The 13,139-nt window shown below is 68.9% G+C and carries 10 protein-coding genes; 4 read left to right on the plus strand and 6 right to left on the minus strand.

What is annotated here, in order from left to right:
- Positions 1-203: 203 nt before the first annotated feature.
- Positions 204-1,799: a cation acetate symporter gene (locus tag ACFYPJ_RS05000; RefSeq protein ID WP_389010604.1), complete on the minus strand. Its 1,596-nt coding sequence runs from the start codon at positions 1,797-1,799 to the stop codon at positions 204-206.
- A complete protein-coding gene (locus ACFYPJ_RS05005) occupies positions 1,796-2,188 on the minus strand; it encodes a DUF485 domain-containing protein (protein WP_389010607.1) in 393 nt (130 codons plus the stop codon). Before ACFYPJ_RS05005 ends, ACFYPJ_RS05000 begins: the two co-directional genes overlap by 4 nt.
- 778 nt (positions 2,189-2,966) lie before the next feature.
- On the opposite strand from ACFYPJ_RS05005, the gene ACFYPJ_RS05010 reads away from it, so the two are divergent.
- From ACFYPJ_RS05010 to ACFYPJ_RS05025, 4 genes are all read left to right on the plus strand, one after another.
- Complete coding sequence (locus tag ACFYPJ_RS05010; protein WP_389010610.1) at positions 2,967-5,882, plus strand: nitrate- and nitrite sensing domain-containing protein; 2,916 nt, start codon at positions 2,967-2,969, stop codon at positions 5,880-5,882.
- A complete protein-coding gene (locus ACFYPJ_RS05015; protein WP_389010613.1) occupies positions 5,879-6,313 on the plus strand; it encodes a roadblock/LC7 domain-containing protein in 435 nt (144 codons plus the stop codon). The genes ACFYPJ_RS05010 and ACFYPJ_RS05015 overlap by 4 nt, the downstream gene beginning before the upstream one ends.
- 16 nt (positions 6,314-6,329) lie before the next feature.
- Positions 6,330-6,926, plus strand: coding sequence for a DUF742 domain-containing protein (locus tag ACFYPJ_RS05020; protein WP_389010616.1), 597 nt, complete (start codon positions 6,330-6,332; stop codon positions 6,924-6,926).
- A gap of 148 nt (positions 6,927-7,074) precedes the next feature.
- Positions 7,075-7,581, plus strand: coding sequence for a hypothetical protein (locus tag ACFYPJ_RS05025; protein WP_389010619.1), 507 nt, complete (start codon positions 7,075-7,077; stop codon positions 7,579-7,581).
- A gap of 23 nt (positions 7,582-7,604) precedes the next feature.
- Here ACFYPJ_RS05025 and ACFYPJ_RS05030 read toward each other — a convergent pair whose 3' ends face one another.
- From ACFYPJ_RS05030 to ACFYPJ_RS05045, 4 genes are read right to left on the minus strand one after another with little or no spacing between them, the layout of a single operon-like run.
- Entirely contained in the window at positions 7,605-9,686 is a 2,082-nt protein-coding gene (locus ACFYPJ_RS05030; protein ID WP_389010622.1) for a hypothetical protein, read from the minus strand.
- Positions 9,683-10,669 (minus strand): hypothetical protein, encoded by a 987-nt coding sequence (locus ACFYPJ_RS05035; RefSeq protein WP_389010625.1) that lies wholly within the window; start codon positions 10,667-10,669, stop codon positions 9,683-9,685. The genes ACFYPJ_RS05030 and ACFYPJ_RS05035 overlap by 4 nt, the downstream gene beginning before the upstream one ends.
- 25 nt (positions 10,670-10,694) lie before the next feature.
- The gene (locus ACFYPJ_RS05040) at positions 10,695-11,693 is read right to left on the minus strand and encodes an AAA family ATPase (RefSeq protein ID WP_389010628.1); all 999 of its coding nucleotides are present in this window, start codon (positions 11,691-11,693) and stop codon (positions 10,695-10,697) included.
- Complete coding sequence (locus tag ACFYPJ_RS05045; protein ID WP_389010631.1) at positions 11,686-13,038, minus strand: toll/interleukin-1 receptor domain-containing protein; 1,353 nt, start codon at positions 13,036-13,038, stop codon at positions 11,686-11,688. Before ACFYPJ_RS05045 ends, ACFYPJ_RS05040 begins: the two co-directional genes overlap by 8 nt.
- Between the last annotated feature and the right edge of the window lie 101 nt (positions 13,039-13,139).

Below are 13,139 nucleotides of genomic sequence, written 5' to 3' on the forward strand. Positions count from 1 at the left end.
CCTGGAGGAGCGTGCCGGGCGTCGCTACGCCGAGGAGATCCATCAGAGGAGGGGCTCTGGTGGCGGTGCCTCAACGCGTGGTACGGGCCGCGTCGCGCAGCCTGCGCCACGGGTGGTTCACGGACGCCAGGCCGGTGTGCTCGTCGCCAGGTCCGCTGGCCCCCAGTTCCGCGCGGCTTCCGTGTACGTCTCCGGCTGGTCGGCTACCGATCGGCCCCGATCCCCGTCAGCGCACGGACTTCCATCTCCGCCTGCTTGTCCCTGTCCGCGGGGTGTCTGCTGAACACCGTGCCGAGGTATCCGCACACGAAGGAGAGCGGAATCGACACGACGCCCGGGTTGGTGAGCGGGAACCAGTGGAAGTCGACGCTTTTGATGACCGACGTGGGGCCGCCCGAGACCGCCGGTGAGAAGAGGATGAGGACGAGGCAGGACACCAGACCGCCGTAGATGCTCCACAGCGTTCCCGAGGTGTTGAAGCGTTTCCAGTAGAGCGTGTAGAGCAACGTCGGCAGGTTGGCGGACGCGGCGAGTGCCAGGGCCAGCGACACGAGGAAGGCGACGTTCTGGCCGTCGGCCAGGATGCCGCCGATGATGGCCAGGAAGCCGATCAGGAGCGCGGTCAGCCGGGCGACCCGGATCTCGGACCGGGGGTCGGCCTTCCCGCGTCGGATCACGTTGGCGTAGACGTCGTGGGCGAAGGATGCAGAGGCGGCCAGGGTCAGGCCGGCCACGACCGCCAGGATCGTCGCGAAGGCCACCGCCGAGACGATTCCCAGAAGTACGACTCCACCGATGTGGAAGGCGAGCAGAGGCGCCGCGGAGTTCTCCCCGCCCGGGGCGTCGACAATGGCGTCGGAACCCACCAGGGCCGTGGCGCTGTAACCGACGACCAGGATTCCCAGGTAGAAGATGAACATCGACCAGGAGCACCACACCACGGAACTGCGTGCCTCTTTGGCACTGGGCACGGTGTAGACACGCATCAGGACGTGCGGCAGGCTGGAAATGCCGAGAACCAGCGAAAGAGCCAGCGACACGAAGTCGAGTTGGCTTATCCCGTTCGTGCCGTACGAGCTGCCCGGCTGAAGCAGTTTCTCGCCCAACGGGCTGTTCTGCGAGGCCTGTTCCAGGAGCGCGGAGAAGTTGAATCCGAACTTCCCGATGAGGAACACGCTGATGAAGGTCACGCAGATCAGGAGCATGCCGGCTTTGATGATCTGCACCCAGGTGGTGCCCTTCATCCCGCCCACCAGCACGTAGAAGACCATGACGATCCCCACGCCGGTGATGAGGAGCGCCTGCCCGCCCCTGGTGTGCACGTTCAGCAGCAGGGCCATCAGCCCACCGGCGCCGGCCATCTGCGCGAGCATGTAGAAGAACGTGATCACCAGGGTGGCGTTGGCCGCCGCAGCCCGCACCGGGCGCTGCCTCATGCGGAAGGCCATCACGTCGCCCATGGTGAACCGCCCGGTGTTGCGCACCCTCTCCCCGATGAGCAGGAGCGCGACCAGCCAGGCGACGAGCCATCCGACGGAGTAGAGGAATCCGTCGTACCCGTGGACCGCGATCGCTCCGGAAATTCCCAGGAAGGAAGCGGCGGAGAGGAAGTCACCGGACATCGCGATGCCGTTCTGCATACCGGTGAAGGCGCTGCCCGCGGCATAGTAGTCGGCCGTCGACTGGTTTCTGTTGGTGACCTTGTAGACGATGAACAGGGTGATGAAGACAAATATCAGGAACACGCTCAGGTTGAGCGTGGGGCTACCGATCGCCGGGGCCGCGAGCTGCGCTGTCATTCCTTGCCGACTCCTGCTAGTTCGTTGATCCTCTGCACCTCCGGATCAAGCTTCTTCCGGGCGAAACGCTGGTACGAAAGGACGATCGCGACGGTGGACGCGAACTGCGTCAGGCCCAGGACGGTGCCGGTGTTGATTTCCCCCACCAGTTTGTGACTCATGAACTCGTGCGCATAGGCGGAAAGAACGGCGAACGCCATGTACCAGAAGAAGAAGGCCATGCTCATCGGAAAGACGAACAGCCGAAGTCGCCTGCGCAGCCGGGAGAACTCCGGGCTCTGCTGAATCGCGTGGTAGTCCGGCTCGTCATCGTCACGGGGGTCGATGAACTTCGGTCCGGCCGGCCGCTCGGAAGTAACGGCGGTGGGCGACCATACCGGTTTGGTCACGTTCCCCTCCTGGGGCATCCGGGCGGGAGGCCAACCGGCGCTCCTGGAACGGGAGATGAGAAGAAGGTGAGCCGCGGCCTGTCGAGCGGGGGAAAGTGTAGTGAGGTGCCGCGTGCCGTCAAACAACGCCCCACTACGCACACGGTGCTCGCAAAATCTACACGAGACCTTTGAGGCACCCCCGAGTTCTGCGCCATTCGGCTACGTGAAGCCCGGAACGGAGCTGAATTGAAGGAGGCTTGACCTTTTGTTTGTTGTCCATTTACCATCGGATATTTGGCCGCGTGGCCCCGGCGGGCGACCGCCCCCGTAAGGCGATCCGGCAACTCAAGTAAGACGAACCTGCGAGTAAGGAAACACTCGTCGACGCCCGAGGTACAGTAGGGGCAGCTTTTTTGCCGTTCCGTTGGCCGCCCTAAACCCGCCCGTGCTACCCGCTACTTGACGAGTAGCCACATAATGGGCGGGGATCGGGTCGGCTCCGAGCAGGGGGAGGTAAAGCAGTCCATGGATTTCCCGGGGTGCACCCTCCACGTGGCCTGGCCGGCCAGACCCCCTTGGCCGAACCTCCCTTTAGCTCTCACGGCGCTCCGCCACGACCGGGCCTATGCCCGCTCCTGGATTCGGGCACCGCGGCGTGACCACGGGTAGTTGCGCCACCTCGTCGGCATCGCCCTTTACTGCCGGGCATTCCACATCCTGTTCAGGGGAAACCCAGGAGAAACGGCACTGTGATAGGTCCCTGTGAGCACGCTGCTGCGACCACGGAGCCCAGCTCGTGACCGCGGCGAGGCACGCGGTCGTACGGCCGGCCCGGCCCTCGTGGTGGGCCCCGCTCGTGCAGTGGCGGAACTGGCGGCTGCTGGTGAAGCTCGCAGCGGTACTGATCGTGCCGGCCCTGCTCGCCGTCGCCCTGGGCGTCGTCCAGATCCAGGGCGACGTCGCACGTGCCAACTCGTACGCGGACATGCAGAAGCTGGTCAAGATGCGTGCCGAGCTGCGGTCCCTGCTGGCAGCCCTGCAGATGGAACGCACCATGTCCGTCGAGCAACTGAGTGACAGCGGCGCCCTCCCGCACTCCGCGCTGCGGGAACAGACGCGGCGCGTCGACCGTGCGCAGGCCGTCGTCGCGAGCACCAGGAACCAGGAAGTCTCCCTCACGGGCGTCGCGGCGAACCGCTATCGGGACGCCACCGGCGTCCTGACCCGCCTGCCCGCGCTGCGTGCCCAGGTGGCGTCCGGCCGCATCGACTCCTGGACCGCGATCAACGACTACAGCACGATCATCAAGGGGCTGCTCAACCTCAACGAAGCGCTGTTCAGCCCGCTCAGCGTTCCCCAACTGTCCAGGTCGGCCACCACGTTGTACGACCTGGAGACGGTCGAGGAGCAGATCCACCTCCAGCACGTGATCCTGCTGCAGGCGGTCGGTCAGGACCGGTCGATGCCGCCGGCGCTGACCAAGGCCCTGCAGGATTCAGGCGTCCGCCTGCAGGACGGGCTCGCCGGCTTCCGGACCGTGGCCACCCCCGGGGAGCTGAGCGAGTACCGGCGGACGGTCACCGGCCCGGCCGTCAACCGGCGCGCCCGAGCGGTGAGCGCCGTACTGGCCGGGTCCCCCGGGCCGGATGCACAGCAGAACGTCTCCACCTCGCTGCCGGTCTCGGTCGAACAGTGGACCCACGACTCGGAAACCACCGGCATGCTCGTCGACATGGTGGGGGACGGCCTCACCCGCACGTTGCGCACGACGTCGGCCGAGTTGCAGGACCAGTCGAGCACCCGCGCGGGCGTGGCGTCCGTGACCGTCTTCGCGGGGCTGCTGCTCGCCCTCGCCATCGGACTCGCGGTCGGGCGGGACCTGCTCCGGTCGCTGGCCGTCCTGCGGACGACGGCGCTCGATGTGGCGGAGCACCGGCTGCCCGCGGCGGTCGCGAGCATGCGCGAGGGGCAGGTCGCGGACACCGCGATCGATGTCGTACCGGTCCACAGCACCGAGGAGTTCGGCCAGCTCGCCCGGGCCTTCGACACGGTGCACGCGCAGGCTGTGCGTCTGGCGGCGGAGCAGGCCGGGCTGCGCGGCGACCTCAGGAACACCCTGGTCAACCTCTCCCGGCGCAGCCAGAGCCTGGTGGACCGGCTCCTGCTGCTGATGGAACAGCTCGAACGGCGCGAGGAGGACCCGGACCAGCTGGCCAGCCTCTTCACGCTCGATCACCTGGCCACGCGGATGCGGCGCAACAACGAGAACATGATGATCCTGTGCGGCAGCTCGCTGGTGCGCTCGTTCAATCAGCGGGCCGCGCTGGACACCGTGCTGAGGGGCGCCGTCTCCGAGATCGAGCGCTACCAGCGCGTCGTCGTGCAGCCCAGCCCTTCCGTCGACGTGATCGGGTACGCGGCCGGTGACCTGGGCAGGCTCGTCGCCGAACTGCTCGACAACGCCACCGCGTTCTCCCCGCCGCACACCCAGGTGATCATCGGCGGTACCCAGGTGTCCGACGGCTCGGTGCTGATCGAGATCCAGGACGAGGGAATCGGGATGACCGAGAGCGACCTGGTCATGGCGAACCAGCGGGTGGCCGCCGAAGCCACCAGGGACACGCCCGTGTCCCGGCAGCTGGGCCTGTCCGTGGTCGGTCGCCTGGCCCACCGGCACGGCATCGCGGTCAGCCTGAACGCGCAGCCGGACCGCAGGGGGCTGCGGGTCCGGGTGCACATAGCGGCCACGCTGGTCAACGCGCAGGTGCCGAGCCCCGCCAAGCAGCCGGGCGCCAGGGCACCGCAGCCGACCGCGGCCGGCGTTCCGGGGCGGCCGAGCGGCAGCCGGACGGACGACGGCTCAACGGCAGTGCTCCCGGAGCGGGTGAGCGGCAGCCGGACCGGCGACGGCAGGACGGCACCGCTCCCGGGACGGCCGAACGGCGGCCGAACCTACGGCGGCAAAACCGCACCGCTCCCCCGACGGACGTCCGGCAGCCCGACCGACGCAGGTGGAACAGCACCCCTCCCCCGACGGACGGCCGGCGGCCCGGCCGACGGCGGCAGGGCGGCGCCGCTCCCGCGGCGACCGCTCACCGGCACGGCCCAGGGGCCCGCTTCCCCGGCGGCCGAGGCTGCTCCCCGGGGGTCCGCCGGCCCGCAGTGGTTCACGGAGGCCGGCTCGGCAACGGCAACGGGCGCTCCCGGCACCGGGAACGGCGTGGCGAACGGTACGGGGAACGGAGCGGCGGGCTCGGTACCGCCCGCCGCCGCGGGGAAGCCCGCGTCCGGGCCGCCCGGCCATGCGTTCTCGCCCGGCCCGCCCGGGTCGTCGTACTCGCCCGGATCCCCCGGCGACCGGGTACCGCCGGCAAACCGGCCGGCGCCCGCGCTTCCTGTCCGACGCCCGGCCGGGCAAGCCGCGCAGCAGCCCGCCGAGCAGCCCCCTCACACCCAGGCCGGGCTGCCCAAAAGGGTTCCGCCCACGCGAACCGATCCGCCCACCTGGTCGGAACCGTCCAGACGGTCGGATCCGCCGCCCCGTGCCGAGCGCCCGGCTGAGCGTCTGCCCGCCGAGGACGACGGGACAACCGGCTCGGGCTCAGCCGCCGGCCGTGCCCACAGTTTCCTCAGCAGCTACCAGGCGGGCCTTCGCAGGGCGCGACCCGACCAGATACAGAACCCATCGCCGACGGGCAGGAAGAAGCCATGACATCACCCCACTCCGGGGAGGTGAGCCAGTTCGGATGGCTGGTCACCAACTTCACCGAGCGCGTTCCCAACGTGGCGCACATCGTGGTGATCTCGTCCGACGGGCTGCTGCTCACCGCGTCGGACCGGCTGTCGGACGAACGTGCCGAGCAGCTCTCCACCATCGCGGCCGGTGCCATCAGCCTGATCCATGCCGCTGCCCGCTGTACCGATACCGGAGACGTGCGCAGCACGGTCATACAGATGGAGCACGGCAACATGCTGATGATGTCGATCCGGGACGGTTCGTGCATGGTGGCCCTGGCGGCTCCGGGCTGCGAGATCGGCCAGATCGCCTACGAGATGTCCGTACTCGTCGACCAGGTCGGTGAGATGCTGACCCCGGAACTCCGTACCGAACTACAGCAGTCCCGGCAGACTGCCGCCCGATAGCGCGGACGAGAAGAACATGAGCACCGGTTCAGGCCCGTCCGGGCCTCGGAGAGATCAGGATTCGGACGACGAACAGACCTACGCCGACGTGCTCAACGCGTTCAGTTTCGGCAGCGCGCGGCGCAGGCGGAAGGCGTCCGGTACTCGTGGCACGCCGCAGGACGGGCAGCACCACGAGACGGAGGGTTCCGCGCCGGCGCCTGCCGACGAGTCGTTCGGGCAGGCACCCGGGGTGGGCGACCGGCCGGCCGCCTGGGAAGCCGGGAACGCCGACCGGGACGCACCGGCCGCATCGGTCCGCGCTTACGTGTGGACGGGCGGCCGGACCAGGTCGCACCATCATTTCCAGGTCGAGACCCTGGTCACGGCCGCCGAACCGAGCAGCAGCGCCGTACCGGAGCCGTACCGCACGGCGCTTGAGCTGTGCCAGGAACCGAGGTCGGTGGCCGAGATGGCGGCGCTGCTCGCGATGCCGCTCGGGGTGGCCACGGTCCTCCTCGGCGAGATGGCGGACCACGGGATGATCATCATTCACGGGGCGGCGACCGACGACGGCGGTGCCCCGAGCCTCACCCTGATGGAAAAGGTGCTGGTCGGACTGCGCCAGCTCTGACGGGCCCGACCACGCCCGGCTGGTCGCCGTGTGCGTCCCGGCGGCATGTCCGTGGTCCCTTGTATACGGTACCTACAGGATACGAACGGTCTGCGGGCAGGCCGTCGGGACAAGGGGGCACAGATAGTGCGGGCGCCGAAGTCCGTTGATGCGGCTGAACCTGCGGGTGCTGGAGATCTCCGGCACCTGGGAGCCGAACGACGTCGAGCGGCGCGCGGCGTGGGAGGTGTATGTCGAGTTGGTGACCCGCATTTCGGTGGTGCCGCTGCGTGAGGACGACGGACTGCTGCGCGAGGCCCTGAGCAGCCTGTACTCCCTTTTCGGCTCCACCCGGGAGGTGCTGCGGAAGTACGGCCCGGACGTAGCCGAGCCGAAGAAGAACGGCCAGTACAACTTCGGCTATCTCGCTGTCGCCATGCTCAACCACGGCGTCAGGCCCCTCCTCGCCGCCTGGCATCCCGCTCTGGAGGACTGGGAGAGCCGCCGCCCCGCCGACCGTTCGCGCCGCGATCACGAACAGGCCTGGAGCCGTGCAGGTGAGCTGCGGGCCGCGCTGCGCGACACCCGCGGTGTCCTCACCGATTACGCCGACCTCCTCGCCGACGCCTGCGGGGTTCCGAACCTCGGGGCTGCCGTTCCCGGTGAGGACCGGTAGGCGCCCGCCTGGCGGCCCCCTGCTCAGGTCTCGTTCGAGGACGACTGCTGCGGGTCCTGATACGTCTTGACCAGTTCGACGATCAGCATCTGCGCGGCGGGTTCCGCACGACGCACCCGCACCCGGACCCGGGTGCCGTTGCGCAGATGCTCAAGGCCCGCTCCCGACATGGTCGCGATGGCACTCCAGGGTTCCAGGCGCACTCTCCACCGATGGTTGCGGCGCCGCTGCAGCACGCCGTCGACCTCGGAGCCGGGCCGCAGGGAGCGGAGGGTCACGGCGCCCGGGTCCTCGACGAGTTGTTTGAGCGACAGGCTGATCTCGCCGGTGAGGGAGTGAACGCCAAGGACGAGGAGTTCGCACCGGTCGCCGGGTTCGAGCGGAAACTCGCGGGCGTCGCCGCCGCCGAAGAACCAGCGCCCCTCCCAGGACAGTTCGGTGTTGAGGACGAACCCGGTGAGACCGGCGGGCAGGGCCGGGCGGCCGTCCCGGTCGGTGACGGGGATTACGCTCGCCTCGTCGAGGGAGAAGCGGACGCCTGAATAGAGCTTCTCCATGACGGTGCCGAGCAGCCGGTCGCCCACGGCCAGCCCCGCGGGGAGGCGGCCTCCTGGGACATCTCTGTCGTCGGCCAGTCTGACCGTGATCCGGTTGCCGGGCCGGATGCGGGTGATCACTACGTCGAGTTCGGTCCCGTCCTCGATGGGGTAGCTGAAAGCGCTGCGCAGCTTGGGCTTCCAGCCGACCGTGTCCGGCAGGTCCTCCGTGCGGAGCAGGCCCAGGGCGCGCTCGAACTTCGGGATGGTCAGCGCGGCCGCCTCGGTCAGGTCGAACAGCAAGCCGTTTCTGGTCCTGGCGATCAGCCGGGCGCGGTAAGGCTCGTCCGTGCGCAGCACCCCGTTGCCGGCGATGCCCTTGACGCGGCGTACGGAGACGCGCTGCCTCTCGCGATCGACCCGTGTGACGTGCACGCGCTGGACACCGTCCGGGACACGGGAGATCTGGTCCTCCGTCAGCCACGGCATGCCGGCGTCCTTGAGCGGCATGTAGGCCACGACGGAGGGTTCCTCCAGCAGGCGCACGAGATAGCCGTGCGGGCCCACGTCGAGTCGTACGGGCTGGGCGGCGAACACGCGGCGGCGCAGCCGCGCGTCGTCGAGGCGGTCGAAGACCCTGCCGCGTTCGCGGATCTCCGGGGCGATGTCGGCGGCGGGCACGGCCGCCAGGCGGACGGCTCGCCCGTCGAGACTGACGATGGTGACCGGGTCCCCTCCCGTGTGGAGCGTCCGGGTGCCGCGGTCGATGCCCTCCACGCGCACCCCGTCGGGATTGCCGGGCCACTGGACCTTCACGGTGACCGGCTGGGTGGCGGGGATGCGGATGCCGATGGGGCGCCGGGCGGAAACCGGTCCGAGCGTCAGTTTCCCTTCCTCCCGACAGAGCCCCACGACGGTCTGCGGCACGAACCGCACGATGTCCAGGAGCAGCCCCTCGTCGACGGGGCCTTCGGGCCAGCCGAGCTGGGGGTGCGGCAGGCGCTGGGCCCGGCACATCTGGGCGAGCAGCCACACCGAGGGCGTGTCGAGGAGTTCCCTGGGCAGGCGGGTCATCGCTCCCGAGGCCCACTCCAGCATGCGCAGCCGCCGCTCACGGACGACCGCTCGCACCACGGCGCCCAGTTCCCGCTCGCAGGTTCCGAGGTAGTCCGGCTGGGTGACGTACGACCACACCACGCGCTCCTCGATCCGCAGCAGCGGCGAGAGCAGTTCCAGACCGTCGTGCATGGCCTCGCGAAGCCGTGTCCCCCCGATGTCGACGCCGTCGTCGACGACCGCTTCGCGCAGCGCCCCGCGTAATGCGGCACGTGCTTCGGTGTGCAGGACAAAACCGTCGGCCGCGACGCTCTCCACCAAGGGTGATTCGCACAACCGGGCCTCCAGGGCGAACCCGGCCGACGGCATGGCGGCACCGCGGACGTCCCGCAGCAGCGGATAGGGGACGAAGGGCGCGGTACTGACCAGGGCGGCCAGGCAGGCCACGTCGGGGTCGGCCGACAGCGGCCACGGCAGGTACGCGGCCAGGGTCGCGGCCAGAGGTGTCGTCATCCCTTGTGCACCACCCACTGCTCCGGACGGCGCAGGACCGTGGCTTCGGGCAGGTCTCCGAACCAGACGGCGCGGGCGTGATGACCGTGGCGGTGCAGTGTCGCCATCAGGTGCTCGAACTCGCCCACCCTGCCGTGCGGATCAGCGCCGTACAGACCGGAGACGAGGACGACCGCGCTGGTGCGCCGGGGAATGCGGTAGTCCTGCCATTCCCATACGGGGCCGGTGCCGCAGCCGTCGGCGAGGCTGTGGCGGAAGGCGATCCGGTCCAGTCCCGGGCTCCCGGAGACCACCATCACGTCCAGGAACGCCTGGAGGTCGTAGCCGAGCGGTCCGGTGAACAGGCCGATGTCGTGCACGATCTGAATGGGCAGGGCGATCTTCGTCCGGCGCAGGAGCGGGATCTCGCGGATCGTCTCGCCCTCGGCGAGTGACCGCGCAAGTCTCACCACGTCTACGCGGTCCCCCGGCACCTTGCGCACCAGCAGTTCCCTGACCCGCCGCCCGTCCCAGGCGTCCGCGTACCGCGTGATGCGTGCGCGGACCTGCTGGGCGTTCGCCTCCGGGCTGCGGGGCCGCTCGATACTGCCGGCCTCGTCCTGGTCCGGCGGCTGGACCTGGATCTCCTCGCTGGGCAGGACGTACGGCACGAGACCGCCGTTACGGCCGAGACGCACCCGGCCGTCCCCGGAGCGTTCCTCTTCGTGCCCCCAGTCCCAGCCGATCTCTTCGCCGTCCCGATCGTCGTCGAACGGTTCGTCCCACTCCTCGTCGAGCGGGAGCAGCAGGGCTTCGGACGGTTCGGCGTCGTCCGTGTCGCCCGGTGCCTCCGGTCCGGTGCCGATCCAGAGTTCGGCCTCGCGTTCCGTCGTACTCAGGAGCGCCCGGTGGTCGAGCCGGTAGCCCAGCAGTTTCAGGGCGGCGTCGAGGTCGGACAAGTGGGCACGGGCTTTGAGAACGCGTGCCGCATCGCCGTAGCTCATGCCGGACTCCCCCCGAAGGACACCCTCACCACGACGCGAACAGATTTCTGCGCACGCTGGGCTTTTCCACGACGAGGCTCTCGACGAGGCGCCACTGATCGGATTCCATGTCGGCGTCCATCGTGATCAGTACTCCCACCAGGTCGAGGAACTCGGCGGTGCTCGCGTGTTCTTTGGCACCGGTCTCGAATCGCTGGGCGAGCACACGCACCCTTTCCCTCAGGTCCCCGTCCTCGGCGATACCCGGGAAATGGAGGCCCGCGATCTCTTCGAGACGCGCCGCGTCGGGTCCCTCGATGGCGAGCACCACGCAGCGCCGCACGAAGGCGTCCGGCAGGTCCCGTTCACCGTTGGTGGTGATGATCACCAGGGGGCTTTCGGCGGCGCGACCGGGTCCGTTCTCGACCAGGACGTCCACATCGGTCACGTGGAACTGACGGCTGCCCAGCGGAACCAGCAATCCGTTGCAGAAGGAACTCTCCGCCTTGTCGATCTCGTCGATCAACAGCACCGCGCCCTGCCGGCCGGGGGCATGGTCCTTCAGGCGGACCGGCATCCGGGAGGGCCGGGCGACGGCGGCTCCCTCCGGCGCCCCCCTCCGCGCGGCCGACGCCGGGTCCAGCGCCCACCACAGCGGGCCGGGGTCGACGTAGTCGTTGAGCGGTGGGACCTGGCTGCTGTCACGGGCGAGCTGAGCGTCCCGCAGACGGGCGATGACGTCGACTTTCCACTGGAGGTCCTGGGGCGAGGACTCGTCGTCGACGACGAACTCCAGGTAGTCGAAGCCGAGCACCCGGGCGACGAAGCCCGCCAGACTGGATTTGCCGCATCCGGGAGGACCGGACAGCAGCAACGGCCGGCCGGTGATGAGCGCCACCTTGATCGCGGTGATGATCTCAGGAGTGGGCGAGTAGACGAGTCCGTCCCGCCCGTCGCCTTTGCGCGGCTGTGGATGCTGGGGCGCGTTCGGCATGTCCGTCACGTCCTGCAGGAGGGCGGCGAGCATGGGGGATACCTCATTCATCGCTGTCCACCTCGATCTTCCGCGCACCGGACAGGTCACTCAGGTCGCTCACGAACTTCCGTACCTGCCTCTCCCGTTCAGGCGGAAAGTCCTCGAATACAGGGGAGATCATCGAACTTCCTCCACCCGGAGTCCCGGATTGGTTCAGCACCACCACGGTGATCCCCGGAAATCTGTGCTGCAACTCCCGGACGACGGCCGCGCTGGTCGCCGGGTTGACGGTGTCTGCGCGCAGAATCGCGTACACGCCTCTGTCGGGCGAGCTGCGCAGTACAGACGCGACTTCGTCGGCCGGCGCCTCCTTGGGAAAGTTCAGTTCCCTGCGCAGCGTGGCTTCGGACTGGCCGACGAGTTCTTGGATGGTGCCTTCGCCGTGCACATCCGTGAGCCGGACCACACGCGTCGTGCGGTTGCCGGCCGTCGACCGCCGGACGACGTGTTCGCCCAGCCGGTACGCGCGCGTGGCCAGGCTCACGGCGCGGTAGCTCCCGGCCGTCCCGCCTGCGACCTCTCGGACGGTGCGTGCGGCCCGCAGGTCCACCCACTGCGGAAGGACCCATTTCACGATCTTCTGTCGTTGTGCGTCGGACAGGTGGTCCGCGACGCCTTCGAGTACCTCGTAGACCGCCTGCCCGTCCGCCGACCACATGGCGGCGGCGATCTCCCACCGCCTCTCGCCCTCGGTGGACCGCTCCCAGGCCACGAGGTCGAGATCCAGCCGTGCGGCGGCTTCCCGGAGCGCGGCCTGCGAAGCACCGGTGAGGAACACGGCGACATCGTCGATCCACCGGTTGACGGGAGAGCGAATGTCGCGCTGCCATTGGGCCGACCGTTTGAGCAGCTGCTCCGTTATCTGCTCGGCTGTTTGCCGGGCGGCCGCGCTGTTGCGTTTGTTACTGGTGCGCAGGGCCAGTTGGACGTCGATACCCGTATCGTGTCCCAACTGGCTGTCCCGGACCTGTTCCGCATCGACGTGCAGCAGTACGGGAAGGACGAACACGCTCTGTTCCGCCCCGCGAAAAGCGAGAATGTTGACCTCACGGCGCATGTAGCCGGGGTTCAGAGCATCGGCGTCGATCAGGATCACGGCAGCCCGGCACCGATTCAACGCGCTGTGGATCGACGCGTCGACCGGCTGGCCGGGCTGCAGATCCCGCCGGTCCCACCAGATCTGGAAACCGGCCTCCGGAAGCTGTTGCTCCAGTTCGGTCAGGACCCTGCCCAGATATTCCTTGCGCCTGCCCTGGGCCCGGTACTCGTCCGGGCCCAGTTCCTCCTTGGTGCGCCGCCGCGAGGTATGGCTGACGAATACCAGCCCGCGGCTTCCGGGACGCGCGGCAGGCACGGAAACACGAGGTGCCGGAACGCTCCGCCCCAGACTCGGTGCCGTCATGACCGAACGGATGAATCACCGAACCGATGCTCCCGGCTGCATTTTCGTGCCGA

This window comes from Streptomyces sp. NPDC006012, from assembly GCF_042871185.1.
Lineage (GTDB): Bacteria > Actinomycetota > Actinomycetes > Streptomycetales > Streptomycetaceae > Streptomyces.

What these genes read in the sequence shown, in the direction of transcription:
- ACFYPJ_RS05020 (WP_389010616.1), top strand. Translation starts at nt 6,330, where the DNA reads ATGAGCACCGGTTCAGGCCCGTCCGGGCCTCGGAGAGATCAGGATTCG.
- ACFYPJ_RS05015 (WP_389010613.1), top strand. Translation starts at nt 5,879, where the DNA reads ATGACATCACCCCACTCCGGGGAGGTGAGCCAGTTCGGATGGCTGGTC.
- ACFYPJ_RS05035 (WP_389010625.1), bottom strand. Translation starts at nt 10,669, where the DNA reads ATGAGCTACGGCGATGCGGCACGCGTTCTCAAAGCCCGTGCCCACTTG.
- ACFYPJ_RS05030 (WP_389010622.1), bottom strand. Translation starts at nt 9,686, where the DNA reads ATGACGACACCTCTGGCCGCGACCCTGGCCGCGTACCTGCCGTGGCCG.
- ACFYPJ_RS05025 (WP_389010619.1), top strand. Translation starts at nt 7,075, where the DNA reads ATGCGGCTGAACCTGCGGGTGCTGGAGATCTCCGGCACCTGGGAGCCG.
- ACFYPJ_RS05000 (WP_389010604.1), bottom strand. Translation starts at nt 1,799, where the DNA reads ATGACAGCGCAGCTCGCGGCCCCGGCGATCGGTAGCCCCACGCTCAAC.
- ACFYPJ_RS05040 (WP_389010628.1), bottom strand. Translation starts at nt 11,693, where the DNA reads ATGAATGAGGTATCCCCCATGCTCGCCGCCCTCCTGCAGGACGTGACG.